This is a genomic window from Veillonella faecalis (assembly GCF_024677885.1).
Taxonomy (GTDB): Bacteria; Bacillota; Negativicutes; order Veillonellales; family Veillonellaceae; genus Veillonella; species Veillonella nakazawae.
The window spans coordinates 99,192-119,856 of sequence record NZ_JALBWL010000003.1; the positions used below are offsets into that span (position 1 = coordinate 99,192).

The 20,665-nt window shown below is 37.5% G+C and carries 22 protein-coding genes; 7 read left to right on the forward strand and 15 right to left on the reverse strand.

The features are described from left to right. Window positions 1-157 precede the first annotated feature (157 nt). The 3 genes from MOQ65_RS07160 to MOQ65_RS07170 all read right to left on the reverse strand — a co-directional run bounded on the left by MOQ65_RS07160 (window position 158) and on the right by MOQ65_RS07170 (window position 2,339). On the reverse strand, window positions 158-436 hold the full coding sequence (locus MOQ65_RS07160) for a PepSY domain-containing protein (protein ID WP_119206988.1): 279 nt from the start codon (window positions 434-436) through the stop codon (window positions 158-160). Between the two features lie 158 nt (window positions 437-594). Continuing rightward, window positions 595-1,263, reverse strand: a complete 669-nt coding sequence (locus MOQ65_RS07165) for a ribonuclease E (protein ID WP_257847108.1) — start codon at window positions 1,261-1,263, stop codon at window positions 595-597. A gap of 512 nt (window positions 1,264-1,775) precedes the next feature. Further along, on the reverse strand, window positions 1,776-2,339 hold the full coding sequence (locus MOQ65_RS07170) for a PepSY domain-containing protein (protein WP_257847109.1): 564 nt from the start codon (window positions 2,337-2,339) through the stop codon (window positions 1,776-1,778). 156 nt (window positions 2,340-2,495) lie between these two features. On the opposite strand from MOQ65_RS07170, the gene fliB reads away from it, so the two are divergent. Continuing rightward, the gene (fliB, locus tag MOQ65_RS07175; RefSeq protein WP_257847110.1) at window positions 2,496-3,404 is read left to right on the forward strand and encodes a flagellin lysine-N-methylase; all 909 of its coding nucleotides are present in this window, start codon (window positions 2,496-2,498) and stop codon (window positions 3,402-3,404) included. 25 nt (window positions 3,405-3,429) lie between these two features. On the opposite strand, the gene MOQ65_RS07180 is transcribed toward fliB, so the two are convergent. The 6 genes from MOQ65_RS07180 to fic all read right to left on the reverse strand — a co-directional run bounded on the left by MOQ65_RS07180 (window position 3,430) and on the right by fic (window position 7,721). Further along, window positions 3,430-4,038: a hypothetical protein gene (locus MOQ65_RS07180; RefSeq protein ID WP_257847111.1), complete on the reverse strand. Its 609-nt coding sequence runs from the start codon at window positions 4,036-4,038 to the stop codon at window positions 3,430-3,432. Between the two features lie 149 nt (window positions 4,039-4,187). Next, window positions 4,188-4,817, reverse strand: a complete 630-nt coding sequence (locus tag MOQ65_RS07185; RefSeq protein WP_156719701.1) for a hypothetical protein — start codon at window positions 4,815-4,817, stop codon at window positions 4,188-4,190. Window positions 4,818-4,832: 15 nt separating this feature from the next. Further along, window positions 4,833-5,516 carry a hypothetical protein gene (locus tag MOQ65_RS07190; RefSeq protein ID WP_257847113.1) on the reverse strand — a complete coding sequence of 228 codons (684 nt, stop codon included), beginning with the start codon at window positions 5,514-5,516 and terminating at the stop codon, window positions 4,833-4,835. A gap of 181 nt (window positions 5,517-5,697) precedes the next feature. Then, window positions 5,698-6,369, reverse strand: a complete 672-nt coding sequence (locus MOQ65_RS07195) for a hypothetical protein (RefSeq protein WP_005387676.1) — start codon at window positions 6,367-6,369, stop codon at window positions 5,698-5,700. 165 nt (window positions 6,370-6,534) lie between these two features. Further along, complete coding sequence (locus MOQ65_RS07200; protein WP_257847116.1) at window positions 6,535-7,104, reverse strand: hypothetical protein; 570 nt, start codon at window positions 7,102-7,104, stop codon at window positions 6,535-6,537. A gap of 11 nt (window positions 7,105-7,115) precedes the next feature. Next, on the reverse strand, window positions 7,116-7,721 hold the full coding sequence (fic, locus tag MOQ65_RS07205; protein WP_257847117.1) for a protein adenylyltransferase Fic: 606 nt from the start codon (window positions 7,719-7,721) through the stop codon (window positions 7,116-7,118). Between the two features lie 184 nt (window positions 7,722-7,905). On the opposite strand from fic, the gene MOQ65_RS07210 reads away from it, so the two are divergent. Then, window positions 7,906-8,952: an IS30 family transposase gene (locus tag MOQ65_RS07210; RefSeq protein WP_444493236.1), complete on the forward strand. Its 1,047-nt coding sequence runs from the start codon at window positions 7,906-7,908 to the stop codon at window positions 8,950-8,952. 88 nt (window positions 8,953-9,040) lie between these two features. Here the strand turns inward: MOQ65_RS07210 and MOQ65_RS07215 are convergent, their stop codons facing one another. Further along, on the reverse strand, window positions 9,041-9,946 hold the full coding sequence (locus MOQ65_RS07215; protein WP_129823615.1) for a metal ABC transporter substrate-binding protein: 906 nt from the start codon (window positions 9,944-9,946) through the stop codon (window positions 9,041-9,043). 147 nt (window positions 9,947-10,093) lie between these two features. On the opposite strand from MOQ65_RS07215, the gene MOQ65_RS07220 reads away from it, so the two are divergent. From MOQ65_RS07220 to MOQ65_RS07230, 3 genes are all read left to right on the forward strand, one after another. After that, on the forward strand, window positions 10,094-10,921 hold the full coding sequence (locus MOQ65_RS07220) for a metal ABC transporter ATP-binding protein (RefSeq protein WP_257847118.1): 828 nt from the start codon (window positions 10,094-10,096) through the stop codon (window positions 10,919-10,921). After that, window positions 10,914-11,732, forward strand: coding sequence for a metal ABC transporter permease (locus MOQ65_RS07225; RefSeq protein ID WP_129823613.1), 819 nt, complete (start codon window positions 10,914-10,916; stop codon window positions 11,730-11,732). The genes MOQ65_RS07220 and MOQ65_RS07225 overlap by 8 nt, the downstream gene beginning before the upstream one ends. A 128-nt stretch (window positions 11,733-11,860) precedes the next feature. After that, a complete protein-coding gene (locus MOQ65_RS07230) occupies window positions 11,861-12,268 on the forward strand; it encodes a Fur family transcriptional regulator (protein ID WP_060923908.1) in 408 nt (135 codons plus the stop codon). 104 nt (window positions 12,269-12,372) lie between these two features. Here the strand turns inward: MOQ65_RS07230 and MOQ65_RS07235 are convergent, their stop codons facing one another. The 4 genes from MOQ65_RS07235 to MOQ65_RS07250 form a co-directional block, all read right to left on the reverse strand. Then, a complete protein-coding gene (locus MOQ65_RS07235; protein ID WP_156719708.1) occupies window positions 12,373-13,713 on the reverse strand; it encodes an anaerobic C4-dicarboxylate transporter in 1,341 nt (446 codons plus the stop codon). A 219-nt stretch (window positions 13,714-13,932) separates the two neighbouring features. Beyond that, window positions 13,933-15,321 (reverse strand): adenosylmethionine--8-amino-7-oxononanoate transaminase, encoded by a 1,389-nt coding sequence (gene bioA / locus MOQ65_RS07240; RefSeq protein ID WP_257847119.1) that lies wholly within the window; start codon window positions 15,319-15,321, stop codon window positions 13,933-13,935. Window positions 15,322-15,441: 120 nt separating this feature from the next. Next, the gene (gene bioD, locus MOQ65_RS07245) at window positions 15,442-16,194 is read right to left on the reverse strand and encodes a dethiobiotin synthase (protein WP_257847120.1); all 753 of its coding nucleotides are present in this window, start codon (window positions 16,192-16,194) and stop codon (window positions 15,442-15,444) included. Window positions 16,195-16,835: 641 nt separating this feature from the next. Further along, window positions 16,836-17,381, reverse strand: a complete 546-nt coding sequence (locus MOQ65_RS07250) for a beta-class carbonic anhydrase (protein ID WP_257847121.1) — start codon at window positions 17,379-17,381, stop codon at window positions 16,836-16,838. A 342-nt stretch (window positions 17,382-17,723) separates the two neighbouring features. On the opposite strand from MOQ65_RS07250, the gene MOQ65_RS07255 reads away from it, so the two are divergent. Together MOQ65_RS07255 and MOQ65_RS07260 are read left to right on the forward strand one after the other, a co-directional pair. Further along, entirely contained in the window at window positions 17,724-18,764 is a 1,041-nt protein-coding gene (locus MOQ65_RS07255) for a YeiH family protein (protein WP_105085160.1), read from the forward strand. Window positions 18,765-18,899: 135 nt separating this feature from the next. Then, window positions 18,900-19,514 carry a LysE/ArgO family amino acid transporter gene (locus MOQ65_RS07260; RefSeq protein ID WP_105085159.1) on the forward strand — a complete coding sequence of 205 codons (615 nt, stop codon included), beginning with the start codon at window positions 18,900-18,902 and terminating at the stop codon, window positions 19,512-19,514. A gap of 129 nt (window positions 19,515-19,643) precedes the next feature. Here the strand turns inward: MOQ65_RS07260 and MOQ65_RS07265 are convergent, their stop codons facing one another. Then, the gene (locus MOQ65_RS07265; protein WP_257847123.1) at window positions 19,644-20,528 is read right to left on the reverse strand and encodes a LysR family transcriptional regulator; all 885 of its coding nucleotides are present in this window, start codon (window positions 20,526-20,528) and stop codon (window positions 19,644-19,646) included. Window positions 20,529-20,665: the final 137 nt, after the last annotated feature.

Sequence of the window (20,665 nt, forward strand, 5' to 3'; positions counted from 1 at the left end):
TCCAATCCAGAGGGCTGCGTGTGTGTAATTGTTTATTGTGTGTGTAAGTGTATTGTGTATGTGTGTTGTGTATGTGTGTAAGTGTGTATAGTATTATGTGTTTAGTGTTCGTGTATTAAAGGGGTTTGCTTTACAGTAGGATAGGCTTAGGATTAGCTTATTTTACGGCCATACCTGTTTTAGCATCCAATGCAATGGATACAGGTTTGTTTTGTGCATCATGGAACTCTACAGTATATATAGGTTTACCATTTTGGTTCACTACAGACCAAGAGTTAATACCAGTTGCTACATTGCCAGTTTGTGCGAAGGCTGCATTGATCGCCACATGTGGAGGTAACACAGTACCAGCATCAATAGCACTAGCTTCCATGGATGCATCATATGCTTTAGGAGTACCTTCAGTTACATTACCAGTTGCCACATCTAGAGTCATGGAATGGGCACCACTAGCATTGAAACCGTCTACTTCATAAACAGCAGTTTTGTCGGCAGCTTTGAAGGATACTTTAGTAATCTTAGAGTCGCCATATTTATTTTCAAATTGATCGATTAAATAATTCGCACCAATTACGAAAATACTATTTTGATCGACTACGCCTGCTTGCTTACTTGTTGTGCTAGGTTGTGATTTTCCACTTTTAGAGTTTTTTTTTCCTCTTTAGTAGTTTCTTTTTTGTCAGCTTTTTTATCTGCTTTTACTTCTTTAGTTTCTTTTACAACTTTATCAGCTTTAACTGCTTTGTCAGCTTTTACTTTAGGCGCTTTATGTGCTTGCGCTTTTTTAGTATTTTTTTCGTCTTTATTAGCTTCTACTTTTTTATCTGCTGCACGTACTACTTTAGCTTCGCTAGGGGCTTTTGCTACCGCTGCAGTTTCAATTGTAGGAGTTGCTGCTGCTGCTGGATTAGCTGCTGCTGGAACTACAGTGTCTTGAGCAACTGGAGCTTTTACATCTTGAGTTGCTGTTGGAACTGGTGTAGTATCTTTAGCTGCTGGTGTAGCTGGAGTCACTTCAACTTTAGCTGCTGTAGGTACTACTTTAGCTGCTACTGGAGCTACTTCTGTTTTAGCTGCTGGAGTCACTTGAATGGTAGGAACTACGTGATGAGTAGCATGTTCTGCGACAGGAGCTGCAGTAGCTGCTACCTCTTGAGTTACAGGAACCGGTGTTGCTTGTTCAGCTGCTGTTACTGCTACAGTAGCACCAAATACGCCAGCTACTGCTAAAGCAATACTGCTTTTCAAAATAGATTTTTTCATAATATCCTCCTTGATAATTCATATATATGCAATCTTACGCATATATATTTCAACCAACTCGGTGTCATCGTTATAGTTCCAAAACATATATCTAGCGTGGACTGTAGATATATAGTCTGGAAACTCCCGATATATTTGAGTTCTGTCTTTTGACTGGACACATATTATCGATAATCTATGAAATAAAAATGTAGAACTCACCGGTCTAGCTTATTTTGGGGTGAGAATAAAATGAATTTATATGTAATTTCAATGAAATTCTATAGTAGTCGATTTACAACTAAGTATTCTATGAACTAACTCTAAAAAGCCTTTTTCCCCATAAATAAAGGAACAAAAGACACTCATTGTAATTCTCATAATGTAAATATCCCCTTTCATGAGCAAATGTTCACAAAAAACTCCTTAAAACTATCCTTTTCTACAAAAAAAGATAATTTTAAGGAGTTTAATTCTTATATTTAAGATAATAAGTCTTCTACTATTAAGTTATATTTACTAGTCACCATAGTTTAGTCGTCAAATTTAACAGACAACAACGTACCATTCATAGCATCAATTCGTACATTGACCTCTTTGTCACCTTCTGTACCGAAGCTAACTTTGTATACTATTTTACCTTTATCATATTGTACAGACCACTCATTAAGGCTTGTCGCTTTGCCTTGTGTTTGAGCATAAGCAAAGTTAACTACAGCTGCTGGCGGTAAGATTTCACGAGGATCAAAGGATTTTTTCTTTAAGGATTTATGGAAGTCACCTTCACGTTTTTCAAAGATTTGATTTGTTGCATAGATATAAGTGAGCTCATATTTGCCACTTTCATCAAAACCTTCTACATCATATCTAATTTGTCCACCATCCGCATCAAAAGTGATTTCAGTGATAGCTGCATTTGGATGATTTTGAATAAATGCATTCAATAAACCATTTGCCCCTACAATCGCTGCATGGTTTCCATCAACAACTGCAATAGTTGGTTCTACTGCTACTAAAGGCGCCGCACTTGCATTTGGCATACCAAACACTGCTGCCAAGGCTAATACAAGGCTACCTTTTATAAATAAGGATTTCATAGGCTCCTCCATCTCTCAAACAGGACCATAGTGTATATATACAATTATACACTAAATCGATACGATTTATTAATCTTTATTTATAATATTAATGCATAGACCACTGCCCTATGATACAATGCACGTAGAATATTTTTTACTACAAGTGAGACCATTATGATTTCAATATATCCTACTATATATCACACATTTCAATGCAAAGCAGATCGATGTGAAAATACATGCTGCCAACTGTGGACCATCGATATTGACGAGACCACTGCGGAACGCTATCATGCCACGACAGGACCTCTTGGTGAAAGCTTACGACAAGCCATCACTGTCGATGACGAAGGTAGCCATTTCGTGTTTTCTAAAGAACAACCTATGTGTCCGTTACTCAATGAAAATGGCCTCTGTAAGGTGGTGCTCGAACTAGGTGAAGAAGGCCTATGCGATACATGTCACATGCATCCGCGATTTTATAAATATATTGAGGACCTCGAGCTATGTGGGGTTGGTTTATCCTGTGAAGCATCGGTAGAACTGCTAGCAGAAGACATGCAGTCTAATCAAGTAATCTTTACTATTGAAGACGATAACGGCGAATTTAGTCCTGATGAACGTTTAACTATTCAGAATATATTTGAACTATTAGCCTTTGATATAGATCCAGCACTATTTCAATATATTCCATCCCCTGACGCACAGTATTATACAAGGCTATTAGATCTATATGGTACAACAGAGCCTATCGATGAAGAATGGACTGCACAAGTCAATAAATTATCTAGTGATATAGATAAACTCACTACCTCTGTTCAAACCTATGTTGCCACTCACGATATGAGCCTATTTAACAAGATTTTCCAATACATCTTATATCGTCAAATCGATATGCTAGCAGATTATTCTTTAGAAGCCATCCTTTCCTATGCTAAGGATGGTGTGGAATACATACTTATGACAAGTGCCCTCGAAGGCTCTCCACTTAAACAAGTGGCAAGATGGTCCCAACAAATCGAATACGACGAAGACAATGTAGAACTACTATTACAACATTATGAAGCAACAAAAACCTCCTAGTATAAACTAGGAGGTTTTTATATAGTTACGCAAACAGTATGCGCATAATCCAGTTATATAAAAGATTTATAATAAATAATACCACATAAACAGCCCCTACTGTAAGAGGCTCTACTTTCATAATACGAGATAAAAGCATAACGGCAACGTAGATAACGGCACAAACATAGGCTAGTGCTAAAGGAACTAATAGGATCATCAAAAATGGCGTAATATAAATGCAAATAATAGATACCAAAATTAATGCTAATCCCAGTGCGCCTGTATAGCCTTCCACATAAGCAGTGCCCATTAATACTTGCTTGAAATCAAACTCACGCTCTAAAAGAACACTCAGTAATTTCCAAAGTATAAAGCTACCAATAAACCAATATATACCAAGGCCTAATATCTCTCTCAATATAGAAAATATGCCATATACAGCAGGAATAAAGCCAAATAAAAAACCTCCAAAGGTCATGGCCAAAGGTAACAGAACAATACCTAAAGCAAAGCCTAAAATATGAGTGGCACACCAACTAGCAAGGCCAGCTTTAATACCCTTTTCTAAGGTACCAAACCAGAAGATTTCATCTATTCCCTTCTTCGGTGAACGCACCAGCAGGGATATTTCTCGTAAAAATGTCGTATCCATAACTAACTCCGCTCTCAACTATACTATAAATTTTATTATATCATAAATTCCAAGATTTAAATTATATATAATTAATTTTAATATAAATTAAACGACAAAAAAACCACAAGACTTTCATCTTGGGGTAATACTTGATTTTACGACTTATATTATTTAACTAATGTATGTACAAAGCGGATCCATTGAGGCAATACCGATACTGATAGCAATGCTACAACAAACATAACAATATAGGTTTTTACGATTCCTAGATTAACATAGCGGCGCATGAGTTGTGCCCCAATAAAAACAGCGTAATACTGACTAAACATGGTAACAAGATAGGCCATATCACCTACATATTTCGGCATAGATAGATAGATTAATATAAGACCCACTATATGAACCAATACCAATACTACGGTACGGAGTGCATTCGTATAGGCTAAGCCATAAATATAGTTCCGCATTACTCCCTTATAGGTACCTGTGCCGCCTAACAATATAAGTAATCGCCAGATAACGAAAGCTCCTAGGATAATCTGAAAAATTAAAAACGATGCATTCCCGAAGGCACTGACTATATCAAAATGTGTTAACCCTGTCATCCGTTTTATGCCTAATGCGGGCGATACGGCTTTCACTATCAAAGGCAACGCATAAGTTATTACATATAATACAACCGTAGATGTTATGAGATTTAAAATAGCGCGAGCATAGGATCCATTTCTAATAATATTTTGAAAGGATTGTTCACTTAATTTCGTGAATAAATGCAATATATCCTTATACCAAGTCATAATGCTCCTTATCTGTTATCGAGTTAATGTATATAGCACTTCACACAACAAAGCCACTAGAATGGCAAGCAACATAATGCTTAGGCCTTCATAAGCACTACCATCAATACAAGCCCCTGCAATACGTCCCATGGTCTGTAGCAACAATACAGTACTAAGAATGCATAATACAATCATACAAAAACCAATAATGGCTTGTAGCAGAATTGGTATGGTCGTTAGAATCAACATAATACCTGCCGTAAGAGTGATCATAGCTACTACTAGTTGAGCAAAGGCCATCATATGTAAAACCCCAGTGACTACGCCGCGAATGTAGAACTTACGTTTTTGCAACACGGCGTAACCTATCAAGATACCAGACATAAGCGCCGCTTTTAAAATCACCCACGTAAAACGACCTACATTCCAAAACTCACGAGGTTTACTTAGCTGCTCAAAAAAGACTTGTATTTCATGCTGCCCTACGGGAAGCGAAAACAATTGCCACTTTACCAAAAGTGATGAATTACGTATAAATGCGCGTATAGCGTCTAAATAGACGCTTTCACCAACGATGGTAAATTGATAACATATGAGGGACAATACCAGCATCCATACAAGCTGACCATAGGTAACATCATAGTGGTACATGCGCGGATGTTTTTCTTCAATGGGGTTTAATAAGCGATAAACGAACTCTAATAAACCTCCCATCATGCCTCTCACCACCTTTTACACAACAAGAATAGCACCATTCTATATAGAATGATGCATCACACAACACAACGATTACGAATTTATAACAATTATTTTATTTTTAATTCATACTCTGTTCATCATTATAGCACAAAAGCAAGGTATATTCATACCTTGCTTTCATATTTTTCATGCTATGTAATTATCTAGATGTAGCAAGCATAACCATGCCTACCAAAATACCAATAAAGACTACAGGAATTAAACTCGTAATAATAGAGATGCCAAAAGTTGCTAAACGAGATTTATTAATTTGGTGACTCAACAATGTCAACCACACCCAGAATATAAAGACTGAAAAAGCAATTAATGTAAATATAACAATAGTTAACCATACGATACTATTTACTGTAGAATTTAGATTAAAACCTAGTATCACAAAGAATGGCACTGATACTAATATTAGTCCAATAAAATATACTAATCCCATAATCTGGTTATAAGCTTGTTCATACCACATAATCTTTAACACAGACTCATATGTAGTATTGGCATCAAATTTATTAGCGACCCAAGAGAAAATAGCAGAATAAATAGCAATGCCAATAAAAGTAAATAGCAAACCTAATACTAGATTCAATATACCGCCCCCAAAAAGAGCTGCCACAATAGTAAGTGCACCATCAAGTTTATCTGCAAATATCGTACTCACAATAATAGGCAAGATATCTGAGAATACCAAGGATACCAATGCCATAGCCACAGTAGCATAAAACCCCTTTCGACAAGATCCATGCTCTACAATCTGTGGAATACCACGTTTAAATGGAGCTACAATAAGCTGCCAAATATCTGAATACCATTTTGTTTCCATATGTTCCCCTCCAAATACATCTAAAGCACATATATGTCTATCATTGTATCATAATACACTTTTAAATTAAATATAAATTCATTATAAATTATCAAAACAAATATAGTAATAAAAAGGTTGATAGACACCTAAAAGCATCTATCAACTTTTCGATTACATATATATTTAAAGAGACATGGACAAGATAATGCCACCTATGCCAAAGACAAAGGATACGATATAAAAGGAAATACCCGTTATCCAAGGGCTCAGGCTAAATTGCTTAGACATTAATTGTGCCATGATAAAGACATTAATGAGTTCTATAGTGCTTAATCCCCCCGACCCACCTCGAATTTGTAAGTTTAATAAGAGATAAATAGGTGCAGCCAAAAGTACAAAAATAAAATGAATCCAACCAGCAATACAAGTATTCAAAAGTAAGTCTGCTACTAGTTGCTTATATGTAACCTGCCCCTTAAAGATCTTGAAAATACCATATAAAATACCAGAAGATGCGAGAACAACTGCTACAATTCCAAGTACATATCCAACGATAGGCACTACCTCAATCTCTACGGGGCTTATAATCTCCCAAATAAATGTTTTAAAAAATGGGCTTTTGGAGAAAATTAGCGATAATATATGTAACCCCAAGTCAGTTATGATTGCTGATATAACAGCTAATAATAACATATTTTTAATGGTGATTAAATGCATCCATTTTTCTATATAAGGACCAAACAAACCATTCATAATACTATACCTTATAAATCCTCACTCTTAAATAATTGATAGCCTTCAAAATAATAACTATGGTCAAGGCCTTTCATAAATAATTCTCGATTATTGATATCACTTGTAAGCGCCTTAGCTAGGACAGTTTTAATTTCTAAATCATTTACTGGACTTCGTTCCATAGCAGATAAATATTGCTCTTTATCAACTTGACTCCAGTCTATAGTCTTTAGTAATTCTGTACACAGCATATGATCAAGCCATAATCGCATACTCCGCCCATTACCTTCTCTAAAAGGATGGGCTACATTCATTTCTACATATTTTTCTATAATTTCATCAAAGGTAGATTGCGGCATATCTTCAATAGTTTTAACCGCTTCAGCAAGATACATGACAGGAACAAAGCGGAAATTTCCTTTTGCAATATTCACAGTCCGCAATGTACCAGCAAAATCATATATATCTTGAAATAATATAGTATGTATTTTTTGCAAGGTAGTCCACGTACCACTAGGCATATCATTAAGTAAGTTTTTTTCAAACAATGTTGTTGCCGCTTTTTTACTAATTCGTTCTTCTTCTCTAGCCAAAGTGGGAGAATCAGTAATGCCTAATTTATTAGTACTAACCATATTGGACCTCCTTTTTATTTATCTTTATTATATATTATACTATAGGTACAAAAATTATAGTTGCTTAATTGTAGAATGAAATTGAACAAATAAAAATCCATAGTGAACCTTGTGTTATGATTTAGGTGTCTAATCAAAATATAACCGAGGTAATCACTATGGACTACAATAATCATAACACGACATTACGCACAAACACTTAAACTTCGAAGAACGATTTTATTTAGAAAAGAGAATTCTTCTAGGAGATAGTATCACTGCAATTTCACGTGCACTGGGTCGTTCTAGAACAACTATTTATACAGAATTAAAACGCGGTACTGTGATTCAAATTCGACAAGGTAAATCTCAACTTGTATATTTAGCTGATTCTGGACAGGCAACATATGAAAGACAACGTGTGGGCTCCTTTAATACCATGAGAGTTGGTGCTATAGAAGCTTTTATAAATTGGATTGAAAGCAAAGTTCTAAATGATCATTGGTCTTTTGATGCTGCTGTTGGATATGCTAAACATAAGGGTTTGTTTGTGCGTAATGAAATGGTTTGTGCTAAAACTTTATATAACTATCTTCACAAAGGTGTATTAGGTATAAAAGCAATTGATTTACCATTAGTAGTAAGGCGTTCCCAACGAAAATCTATTTCTAGAAAACATAAGCGAGAACTTGGTAAATCCATAGAACTTCGTGATCCTAAGATTGAAACGCGCGAGGAATTCGGGCATTGGGAATTAGATACCGTCCGTGGAACAAAAGATAAGACAGACCATGTTTTAATCTCTTTACTTGAGCGTAAAAGCAGACTGTATGTGGCTTTACGATGTCCATCAGCACGAGCTGCTGATGTAAAAGAAACACTGCATACATGGTTAAATACGTTTAAAGATGTTAATCTATCCTACTTATGTAAAACAATAACTGCAGATAACGGTTTAGAGTTTTCAGAGATATCTGATTTAGAAAATGAAACTTTGTCTATTTATTTTGCTCGACCTTATTCTGCTTGGGAACGTGGATCGAACGAAAGGCATAATGGTTTACTTCGTAGATGTATACCGAAAGGAATGTCAATAAAAGCCGTTTCAGAAGAAACAATTCAACGAACACTTCAATGGTGTAATAATTTGCCACGCAAGCTTCTAAATTATAGAACCCCTTTGGATGTTTTTCTTGAAGAAGTTAATAAAATTGTAGATTTGGATACTGTTCAATTTCATATTGCAATTTAAGAAAAATTATAGTTATTACAACTTTAAATATTACGAGCAATGAATAGAACTAAAAAAGCAGCCCAACAAGGGCTGCTTTTCGTTCATCTTATTTCAAAGATGCTGCAATTTTTGTAAGGTTTTCATCCATACGTTCTAAGTATGTTTTATTATCTTCGTTACTTTCGATTGTGTAAATAGTTTCTACCTTAGCACCAACTTCGCTTGCCAAAGTCTTGGATACTTCTGGGCTAGCCATTTCTTCTGCGAAGATAGTAGTGATATTGTTTTCTTTACAATACTTGATGAGTTCTGCCAATTGCGCTGCATTTGGTTCGCCTTCAGCAAATACATCTTCTACACTATTTTGTTCTAACCCAAAGTCACGACATAAGTACGCAAATGCTGCATGACCTGTAACAAAGTTTTTATGAGGCGCTTGTGCAAATTGACCCTCATATTTCTTAATCATTTCATCAAGTTTAGCTACGTAGTCATTGTAATTCTTTTCGTAGTAATCCTTATTAGCTGGGTCAGCTTTTACAAAAGCATCTTTAATATTTTTCACTTCGATTTTTGCATTTTTTAAAGATAACCATGCATGAGGATCTTCTGCGCCATGTTCCTTAATTTCTTCAGGATCAGTATTTTTGATAGCTTCTACGCCCTCTGTTGCAACAACAGTGATGAGCTTGCTGTTTTTAGCCGCATCAATCGCTTGTTGTGCCCATGGTTCCATACCGAAACCGTTGTACACGAATACTTGAGCTGTTGCCAATTGTTTCATATTGTCAGGTTTCAACTCGAAATCATGGGGCTCTACGCCATCTGGAATAATAGTAGATACCTCTACCTTGTCACCGCCAATAGCCTTTGCAAATTCAGCCATTGCATTAAAACTTGTTACCACTTGGATCTTCTTACTTGCTTGCTCCTTCGGTGCATCATTGCCACAGCCTGCAAATAGAGCGGCCATCATGATGCCTACAACTAACAAAACCAGTTTTTTGACCATCGTAGTCCTCCTTTTGTTAATCCTGATCGCTATGCATTCATAGAATATTAATCATTCTATAGTTGCAGTTGCGACTCAGTTGCATTTGTAATATAGTTATAGTATAAACTTACTCAAGATTTTGTCAATTAGAAAAGTGGTTTTTATATGTTATCTATTGAACATCTTTATTTTTCCTATCAAGGTCAGCCACCTTATGTGTTGAATGACCTTAACTTACATATTCACAGCGGTGATTATATATCCATCGTTGGGGACAATGGGTCTGGTAAAAGTACCCTTCTACGTCTCATCTTAGGGTTCCTTAAACCTGTAAAAGGCTCTATCAAGCGAGATACAAACAACATTCGCTACGTATCTCAAAAGAATGATTTCTCTCATGCAGGCTTCCCTATTACGGTAAAAGAAATACTCGATTCCTACCGTAAGCTATTAAAAATTAAAGATAAACATGAAGTAGATCGTGTCTTAGAACTCACCAATATGACGGAGTTCAAAGACCGTTTAATTAGCAAACTATCTGGTGGTCAAGCACAGCGCGTCTCTATCGCTCGTGCCCTCATCGGTAATCCTGACCTCATCATACTTGATGAACCATCTACTGGTGTTGACCGTAAAAGCCAAGAAGGCATTTACTCACTCCTCTGCGAATTAAATCAAGTTCATCACATTACGATTATCTCGGTGGAACATAACCTTGAAATGGCCTTAGCCAATTCAACTAATATTTACCATATCGCAAATGGTCAAGGTCATCTTTGCTCCCCTGAACAATACGCTTGTGAAATTATGCACAGCACAGGACGCAACCCTATGGATCACGAAAGCTGTGCTTGCTTCACAGATGTAACAACCCAGGCTCAGGCTCAGGCTCAGGCTCAGGCTCAGGCTCAGGCTCAGGCTCAGGCTCAGGCTCAGGCTCAGGCTCAGGCTCAGGCAAATGATACTATAATTGAGGAGGTGCGCCATGTTTAGTTATGATTTTATGCAAAACGCCTTCTTTGTAGCTATCTGCATTTCCCTCTTATGTCCCTGTATCGGTATCTTTATGGTACTACGCCGTTCTAGTATGATTGGTGATACCATGAGCCATGCCTCACTAGCAGGTATTACATTAGGCTTATTAACAAATACGAATCCTATCTTAGGAGCATTCATCTTTACTGCTATTTGCGGTGCCCTTATCGAGTTCTTGCGAAAATATTTTTCTCACCATCTCGATTTGATTCTTACTATTATCTTATCTCTTAGCATCGGTACAGCTATTACTCTTATTAGTTCAGGTAAATTAAAAGCTAACGCCAATGTATTCTTCTTTGGCAGTATCTTAACCGTAAACACTACGGATATGATTAGTATTGCAGCCCTAACAATTCTATCTGTTTTAACCTTATATTTCTTATATAACTCACTTCTTTACATCGCTTATGATGAAGAGGCAGCCCGTGTAGCCGGTGTTAAGGTTGATTTTATCAATTACATCTTTGCCATCTTAATGGCTGCGGCCGTATCCATTTCTATTAAAATCGTTGGTGTTCTCGTATTAAGTGCTATGATTGCCTTGCCTGTAGCATCGGCATTACAACTAGAAAAAGGATTTAGAACGACATTACTCTGTTCTATTGGATTTAGTTTGCTAGCCATGATTATCGGCCTCTTCGGATCCTACTATCTCAACGTAGCTCCAGGTGGTTTTGTATCGCTAATATCAGTTGCAATTCTACTCGTAGTATTAGTCATTAAAAATATCAGAACTATCCTACGCCGTATGCAATTTAGCAAGTAAACAAAGATAATCATCAATATATAGATAGCTATTCTATTAGCAAAATAAGATGGCTATCCTGTGCAAAAAAATTATCTACTTATACTTGTATAACAAGTTTAGTATTAAAACAGAATCGAAAGAGCGTTATGAATACAACAAGTTGGCCTGAAGGCATAAAAAAAACCAAACAGCGCGAAGCCATTTGGTCCGTATTAACAACTACAGATAAACCTATTACGGCTATGGAAATCGCAGAGCGATTAGGCGATGGTAGCACTACATGGATGTCTACTATTTACCGCACTCTTGAGCTGTTAGAAACAAAGGAAATCGTTACCCGTACAACACTCATGGGTAGCGATATGGCATATTATGAAATTACACCGCATACACACCGCCACTATGCAGTGTGTACAAAATGTGGAGCCATGATACCTCTGCACACATGCCCTGTTGTAGAAATGCCACAGGAATTAATTGATGCAGGCTTTACGGTGACGGAGCATCATTTGGAAATTGCCGGAACATGTAAAGATTGTAAGAATAAAGGTTAATAAAAACTCTCTAAATAAATCAAACAAAAAGGACGTAACTTTTGAAAGTTACGTCCTTTTCTTATTTGAATATGTTTGAATTAGCCTTATTTAGCTTTTACCAACTACAGCATCAATGGAGCCACTACAAAGCCAAGTGCTACTGCGATAGCAATGGATAGTACACCAGGGATGAAGAACGGATGATTAAATACGAGCTTACCGATTCGTGTTGAGCCAGTATCGTCCATTTGTACAGCCCCTAAAAGTGTTGGGTATGTAGGCAATACGAAAAGTGCAGATACAGCTGCGAAGGATGCGATGATAATGTATACGGATCCTGGGTTCTCTGGAGTAATACCGAGAGCTAGAATTACAGCTGGTACCAATGCTTGCGTAGTTGCCGCTTGGCTATACAACAATGTACTAGCAAAGAAGAATGCTACGGCTAATAGGAATGGATACGCTGTTACCAAGCTAGATGCTAGAGCTTTGATTTCAGGGATATGACCTTTTACGAAAGTATCACCCAACCATGCTACGCCCAATACGCAGACACATGCGGATAAACCGGATTTAAATGTGCTTGTATTAACAAGTTGTGCTGTATCAATCTTACAGAAGAATGTAATAGCAGCCGCAATAATCATCATGAATCCAACGATGGCATCATTTCGACCAAAAATAACTGGTTTAATAAGACCAATGTTCTTGGAGATGGCAGTTGCATAGAATACGATACAAATAATACCAATCAAGAAAATCAATACAGAAGTTTTCGCACCTGGTTTCAAGTGGAAATCAGCACTCTTTTCACGAGGTGGAGCCACATGCCCTGCTGCCAAACGTTCTTGGTATACTGGATCAGAAGACAAATCATTATTCGCAAATGTAGACATAACAAAGGCAGTAATCATAACTGCTACGAATGTTGTAGAAATACAAATAGCGAGTAATGTTGGGTAGTTTACACCGAATGGTTCAAGGAAACCACTCATAGCAACAACTGCTGCAGATACTGGGCTCGCTGTAATAGCGATTTGGCTCGCTACAACGGCAATAGATAAAGGTACAGATGGCTTAATGTTTTCACTTTTTGCCACCTCTACGATTACCGGAATCATAGAAAATGCTGTATGACCAGTACCAGCCAACAGAGTTAAGAAATACGTTACTGTTGGTGCTAAATAGTTGATGTGTTTAGGGTTTTTGCGCAAAATATTTTCCGCAATACGCACCAAATAATCAAGACCACCGGCTAACTGTAAGGCACAGATGGCAGCGATAGCAGACATGATGATGAGAATTACATCCCACGGAATCTGTCCAGGGAACATACCCATACCAAGGCTTAACAATACTACCCCAAGGCCGCCAGCGTAACCGATGCCCATACCACCGAGGCGAACACCAAGGAAGATGGCACCAAATAAAATAATAACTTGCATAATTACATAAATGTCCATACGATGACCTCCTTTATACATATATAGTATCATAGATATGCAGAAATATCATCGAATTTTCACAATGTATAGTCTATAGTTTAAAGACATAACTAAAACATCATAATAAATAAATATAAAAAGCTATATATATCGACAGCCTACATCGTCTGTAGAATCGTGATATATATAGCTTTTATTATTACACCAAACCTTTATAAAATGCTTGATCCTATATTTTTACAAAATAATTGGCCGTAAATCTTCGAGAATCCCCTCTTCTTCGGTAGCTCGTTGGATACTTTCACCAACGATGCGAACCATATCCTCTAATTGTTCCACAGTGGACGCCAATGGAGGCATGAGAATTACTACATCGCCGATAGGACGGCAAATAAGGCCTTGTTCACGGGCAAGAATAGCCACCTTAGCCCCTACCGCATCATTTGGACGATATGCTTCATGAGTGGCCACGTCTTTTTCAAGTTCAATACCTACGATGAGGCCTCGTTGACGAACCTCTTTCACATGTTTCAAATTTTCGATTGGCTTCAATGCATTGGTGAAAGCCTCGATTTTTTTAGGCAATCCTTCGATAACCTTTTCATCGCGAAAAACTTTCAACGAAGCCAATGCAACCGCACAAGCTAAGGCATTACCTGTGTAGGAGTGACCATGATAGAATGTTTTCTTTTCTTCAAAGGTGCCAAGGAATGCATCAAATATGCGTTGTGTAGTCAATGTGGCAGCTAGAGGCATATAACCGCCAGTAATCCCTTTAGACAAGGTCATAAAATCTGGAGCCACATCTTCGTGTTCGCAGGCAAAGAATTTACCAGTACGACCAAAGCCTGTTGCTACTTCATCGACAATGAGAAATACATCATGTTTCGCAGTCAATTCACGAACCCGTTTCAAATAGCCATGAGGCATGACGAGCATGCCTGCTGCAGCTTGAACCAATGGTTCCATAACAAGAGCTGTAATTTCATCACCTTCTTCATTAAGGATGCGTTCTAATTCAGCCAAAGACTCATCGAAGGCTTTATCTCGATCTGCTACGTCGCGATATACGCCAGGGCTTGGTAATGTCAACGGTTTGAATAATAGATTATGGAACACTTGGTGGAATAATTGAATACCGCCTACAGATACAGTACCTAATGTATCCCCATGATAGCCTGCATTAAGGGCAATGAACTTAGTTTTCTTTGTTTGTCCTACAAGTTGACGGTATTGGTACGCCATCTTGATGGCAACTTCAATAGCTGTACTGCCATCATCGGATAAGAATACTTTATTTAAGCCTTCTGGAGCGAGCTCTACCAATTCTTTACACAACTGTGCAGATGGTGGGCTTACAAGACCGAGCAATGTACTATGGGCAATCTTATCTACTTGTTCCTTCAATGCTTGATTTAATACAGGATGATTATGACCATGAATGTTAACCCATAAAGAGGATACGCCGTCATAATACTTTTTACCGTTCTCATCGATGAGGTATACCCCCTCACCACGTTCGATTACCACTGGTTCTTGTGCTAACCAATCTTGCATTTGTGTAAATGGATGCCATACAAACTCATGGTCCCATTGTGCCGCTTGTGAAAGCTGTTTCTCTGCCATTTCCTCACCTCATACGTACAAATTTTACAAACTATAATTCTCTATCCCTATAATACTAAATTACTATAACAATCTAATACCATAAATAATTAGTCTAAATTAAATTACAATATCTAATTACTATATACCTAATACTGTATTCCATACCTTCTTAGAGTCCACAAAGGACCGAGCCCAACCTAGCTGAACCTTTTGGATATCTGGGCCTTGATATGGCGGTACAACAGCCACCACAGGAATACCTGTATATCGTTCCATGTCTTCCACATTTGTTTTCAACAAGAACGGATCCACTGCCGTTGTATCATTAACAATGATAGCTTTCACTTCAATACCATGCATCTTCGCGTATTCACAAGTCAAAATCGCGCGGTTAATGGAGCCCAACCGTCCATCAGCTACAACGATGGCTGGTAATTTAATATCTTTCATTAAATCAGTAAATGTTGTATCGCCGTAAAGAGGTGTTGTAATACCACCAGCACCTTCTACAAAGGTTACATCATAGCGATTAACAACATCTAATGTATGAGCTACTACACCATCATAATCGATTTCTATACCAGATAACTCTGCAGCAAGACGAGGAGAAAAATCACCAGCAATAGCATAGGGATTTACTTCATGACGACGAGATTCAGGAATACCTGCAGCACGCATCAAATGCGTAGCATCCTTGCTTTCAAGATCCACATTATAATTATCCTCATCCATCGTTACACATTCAGGAAAAGGTACTGCGCTGGAGGACACCGGTTTAACCATACCAACCGCAAAGCCATCATCAACAGCCATAGCCCCTAACAACCCTGTCACAAACGTCTTGCCTACATCTGTATCGGTTCCAATTATAGAAATACCTAACTGCTTCATACACGTCTCCTCTCAGCGATACTTAACGCCGCATAGGTTAACCAATTTATGTGAGTAAGTTTACAATCTAATTACAATATACAGCTAAACGGAATATATAGTCAACCTATTATTCCGCTTAAGGTTTACCGTAATAGGACTATATGGGGCCCCCATACATTAGTGCAAGCCTTGTTAAAAATCACAGAACCTAGCTCATCGCTCCAAAGCGAGCTAAGTCGCTCTTTACTAGGTTCTGTGATTTTTATGGCTGTACTTATGTAACAGTCCCATATAGTCCTATCTACAACCATAAATGCGAGAATAATAGGTTGGCTATATATGGAGAAAAAGAAAAAGAGTGATGACTAACCGATTAGCGACTTAGCTCGCTTTGGAGCGTAGAGGTTAGTCATCACTCTTTTTTACCTAAATGTAATTATGTAGAGGGGCCCTTTATTTCTTTTCCCCCTCTCGATACGGCGAAATTACGCTAACTCGTTAATGGCATTCAGATTTGATGGGACTAATTCATAGGTACAGTTAGAAAAAGGACGAGAACTAACCGATTAGCGACTTAGCTCGCTTTGGAGCGTAGAGGTTAGTTCTCGTCCTTTTTCACTTAAATGTACAAATCAACTTGGGCCCCATCAAATCAAAGGTTATATTTCGAGGTAGCGGAATTCGCCTGTATCAGGATCCATCATCCCTCCATAGAATCCCATTCCTTTTGGGAATAGTGGGTGGTTACGCAAGAAGTTAACTGTATAGATTACATTGTCTTCGGAGATGTGGAAACGATCCATCCAGTCAATAAGTCCTGGTTCGATCATGCGAATCGCATCTTCACTGATACCTTTTTCTTTCATGGACTCCATAAATGTAGTAGCAGAGAAATCAATCATACCACAGTTTTCATGGCCAATGATTAATACGTCTTCAATCTCCATACCATAAGTCGCAACTAGCAAGCTTTGTACGATATTATCGATCGGTTGTGTTACGCTATTGCCGGCTGTTTTAATGACGATAATTTCGCCACGGTTAAAACCTAGTGCATCTTCTAGCATGCAGACTAAACGCGTATCCATACATGTGACAATACCTAATTTTTTAGTAGGATGGCTTGTTAATCCTGCCTTTGGTAATTCAGGATGATTTTTCACATATTCTTTATTGGTTTCAATTATTTTTTTAATATCAATCATAAGGTACCTCATTTACATTTCTATCTATAAAATAGATTCTATTCATTATATACAACATATTCACTACAAAACAAGTGATTTCCATCACCTATAAATATTAATTATAACCTATCATCTTCACAAGAAGGCCATAAAACTCATATTAATTCTATCTTTATAATTAATATTCATTTATTATACCTTTTATTCTTATATATTTATAAAAATGAATATACTGTATATTTCTTACATTACTAGTAGATTATAATTCCCCCTATGTGGTACTATTAAAACTATAGAAGAGAAACGCCACATGATACCACATATGACGTGAACTGTATGTACAGTAAGGAGGTTTTTATTATGGGTATCAATCAAAAAACATTGCCAGGCATTCTGCTCTGTGCAGTCCTCGCTATTCCTTGTTGGCTATTAGGCCTGGAATTTCACCTTATTGGTAGTCCAATCTTTGCCATTATCTTAGGTATAATTATTGGCTCTATATTCACATCTTGGAAACGCGAAAAAACTGGTGCCGGCATTGGATTTACATCCAAAAAGATTTTACAATGGGCCGTTATTTTATTGGGCTTTGGCTTAAATATTACACAGATTTTACATGTAGGTTGGATTTCATTACCTGTCATCATTTCAACCATCGCTACATCCTTAATCGTGTCCTATGTTATCTATCGACTCACTCATATCGACTCTAATACAGCTGTACTTATCGGCGTAGGTTCCTCCATTTGTGGTGGTTCTGCTATCGCTGCAGCTGCACCAGTCATCAAGGCAGAGGATCAAGATATTGCCCAAGCAATCTCCGTTGTATTCTTCTTCAATGTAGTAGCAGCTTTTGTATTCCCTCCATTTGGTGATGCTATTGGTCTTTCTAATATGGGCTTTGGTCTATTTGCTGGTACCGCTGTAAACGATACATCCTCTGTAACAGCTACAGCTGCCGTATGGGATAGTATGAAAGGTACTGGTACACAAGTACTAGAATATGCGACAATCGTTAAATTAACACGTACCCTCGCTATTATTCCTATTTGTTTAGGTTTAGCAAGTTACCAAGTATATAAAGCAAAACAAAGTGCTGCTCAAGCTGATGGTAGCAGTGTTAGCATCGCTAAAATCTTCCCTAAATTTGTTTTATACTTTGTGATTTGTTCTCTTATTACAACAGCATTATCCTATGCGAATGTAGATATTCAATTCTTGAGTGTATTCAAAACTATTTCCAAATACTTTATTACAATGGCCATGGTTGCTATCGGTCTTAATACTAATATCGTAAAATTGATAAAATCCGGTGGTTCTGCCCTTGCATTGGGTGCTTGTTGCTGGATTGCCATCACAGCAGTCAGCCTAGCTACACAACATATGATTGGTTTATGGTAAGAAATATACATACCTATTTTAATATGATATAATTGTATATAGTTAGAATAGTAATAACCCCTCCAGTAATGGAGGGGTTTCGTGCTACTATTCACCTTATTAGTACTTTATCATACTATAGTTAGGAGGGTTAACATGTACTTCTTACAAGGACTTCTTGTCGGTCTCGCAACATTTGCCCCTGTTGGCATGCAAAACCTCTTCATCATCAACACAGCATTGGTACAGCCTATACGTCGTATCATATTGACCCTTATCATATTGGCACTATTTGATATGAGCCTCAGTACGGCAGCCTTCTTTGGTATCGGCGCCATTCTTGAAATGTGGCCTCTTACAAAGCTTATCGTACTCCTTTTTGGGGGCCTACTGATTGTATACATGGGCTTTAATATATTCAGAACTGAACCAGATATACGCAATGTAAATACGAATATTCCAATTCGTAAAATTATCCTATCCGCTATCGCTGTATCCTGGGGGAATCCTCAAGCCGTTCTTGATGCAACTATGATGCTCGGCGCCTTTCAAGCTAATATACCTGAAGAAGGTATTTATTATTTCTTTGGAGGCTTCCTAGCTATGACCCCAATGTGGTTTGGAGCCTTGGCTGCCACCATGCATTTATTAGCTAAAAAAATCAAAATTACCCATATGGCTTGGATCAATCGCTTCTGTGGTGCAGTACTCGTCATTTATGGTATAAAATTATTCATCGATGGTGTTACAATGCTCTTGGAATATGTTTAATTAAACGATCCTCAATAAAGCAATATTCAAACAATAAAGCCGTTAGCATATGCTAACGGCTTTTATATTGTAATTGTTTATTTGTTATATGACGATTAAATTTATTTTACATAATCCGTCTTTGATACATTAAAACTCTGCTAAAACTTGTTTAAACATTTCTCTAAAGGCTTCTACATAGGTGTTACTTTGATTTTGTTGCGATACAAAGTAGTAATTGCGCTCCATCGATTTACCATGGTTAGTCAATACCTTGCGCTCAATACCTGGCATGGAGTCGGTTAAATATTTAAAACGATCAAGCAGCAATAGTCCTTGTTGACCTGCTACTAAATAGCGCGCCTCCTCTAATGTACGAGCATAGGCAAAGGCACCAGCATAACCAATGGCCTTACGATAATGTTCTTCCTCAGCTAGCGTATACTTACCGCGACATACTAAGATAAGTGGTAAGTCATCAATAGTTTTAATTTCGACGCTACCTTCCTTTGTATAACCTTGTGGCACCTCGATTACTGTGGTCGCCTTATCAATCAAATGACTTTCATAATCATCAGATAAAATCTGCCAATGATCATTAAAAATCACATCTACGCGACGATCATCTAACATGCCATATAGTTCCTCATGGCTGCCACTATACATGCGGATATCTAGGTTTTTATAGCGTTTAGCCATGCGAATGACCGTTTGCTGCATAGCCATCCCACTATAGCGATTTAAATAGCCAATTCGTAAACTAACACGTGCATCTGTACCAATGCGGGTTGTTTCTACCTTAATATCGTGAAAGCGTTCTAGTAATTTTTTACCAGATCGATATAAATATTGCCCCGCTGGTGTTAGGTGAAAGCTTCGTTTTTCTCGTACCATCAGCTCCACACCTAAACTTATTTCAAGGGCTTTAATTTGTTGTGAAATAGCAGATTGAGACACATACTGCTCCGTCGCAGCTTGAGTAAAACTATTATTATCAACTACACACACAAAATACTCTAATTGTTTCAACAACATAACGATACACTCTCATCTCTCTTATAATTAGTAGCCTTACTCTATCTACTAGCCCACTACACAACATACACCAACCCCTCTCATTGGTATTTGCTACTCACATAATATTTTTCTCTACAACTACAACTACAACTACA

Bases quoted from the DNA above. Each gene is read 5' to 3' on its own strand.
- MOQ65_RS07160 (WP_119206988.1), bottom strand. From the start codon at position 436: ATGACTCTAGATGTGGCAACTGGTAATGTAACTGAAGGTACTCCTAAA.
- MOQ65_RS07165 (WP_257847108.1), bottom strand. From the start codon at position 1,263: ATGAAAAAATCTATTTTGAAAAGCAGTATTGCTTTAGCAGTAGCTGGC.
- MOQ65_RS07170 (WP_257847109.1), bottom strand. From the start codon at position 2,339: ATGAAATCCTTATTTATAAAAGGTAGCCTTGTATTAGCCTTGGCAGCA.
- fliB (WP_257847110.1), top strand. From the start codon at position 2,496: ATGATTTCAATATATCCTACTATATATCACACATTTCAATGCAAAGCA.
- MOQ65_RS07180 (WP_257847111.1), bottom strand. From the start codon at position 4,038: ATGGATACGACATTTTTACGAGAAATATCCCTGCTGGTGCGTTCACCG.
- MOQ65_RS07185 (WP_156719701.1), bottom strand. From the start codon at position 4,817: ATGACTTGGTATAAGGATATATTGCATTTATTCACGAAATTAAGTGAA.
- MOQ65_RS07190 (WP_257847113.1), bottom strand. From the start codon at position 5,516: ATGATGGGAGGTTTATTAGAGTTCGTTTATCGCTTATTAAACCCCATT.
- MOQ65_RS07195 (WP_005387676.1), bottom strand. From the start codon at position 6,369: ATGGAAACAAAATGGTATTCAGATATTTGGCAGCTTATTGTAGCTCCA.
- MOQ65_RS07200 (WP_257847116.1), bottom strand. From the start codon at position 7,104: ATGAATGGTTTGTTTGGTCCTTATATAGAAAAATGGATGCATTTAATC.
- fic (WP_257847117.1), bottom strand. From the start codon at position 7,721: ATGGTTAGTACTAATAAATTAGGCATTACTGATTCTCCCACTTTGGCT.
- MOQ65_RS07215 (WP_129823615.1), bottom strand. From the start codon at position 9,946: ATGGTCAAAAAACTGGTTTTGTTAGTTGTAGGCATCATGATGGCCGCT.
- MOQ65_RS07220 (WP_257847118.1), top strand. From the start codon at position 10,094: ATGTTATCTATTGAACATCTTTATTTTTCCTATCAAGGTCAGCCACCT.
- MOQ65_RS07225 (WP_129823613.1), top strand. From the start codon at position 10,914: ATGTTTAGTTATGATTTTATGCAAAACGCCTTCTTTGTAGCTATCTGC.
- MOQ65_RS07230 (WP_060923908.1), top strand. From the start codon at position 11,861: ATGAATACAACAAGTTGGCCTGAAGGCATAAAAAAAACCAAACAGCGC.
- MOQ65_RS07235 (WP_156719708.1), bottom strand. From the start codon at position 13,713: ATGGACATTTATGTAATTATGCAAGTTATTATTTTATTTGGTGCCATC.
- bioA (WP_257847119.1), bottom strand. From the start codon at position 15,321: ATGGCAGAGAAACAGCTTTCACAAGCGGCACAATGGGACCATGAGTTT.
- bioD (WP_257847120.1), bottom strand. From the start codon at position 16,194: ATGAAGCAGTTAGGTATTTCTATAATTGGAACCGATACAGATGTAGGC.
- MOQ65_RS07250 (WP_257847121.1), bottom strand. From the start codon at position 17,381: ATGATTGATATTAAAAAAATAATTGAAACCAATAAAGAATATGTGAAA.
- MOQ65_RS07255 (WP_105085160.1), top strand. From the start codon at position 17,724: ATGGGTATCAATCAAAAAACATTGCCAGGCATTCTGCTCTGTGCAGTC.
- MOQ65_RS07260 (WP_105085159.1), top strand. From the start codon at position 18,900: ATGTACTTCTTACAAGGACTTCTTGTCGGTCTCGCAACATTTGCCCCT.
- MOQ65_RS07265 (WP_257847123.1), bottom strand. From the start codon at position 20,528: ATGTTGTTGAAACAATTAGAGTATTTTGTGTGTGTAGTTGATAATAAT.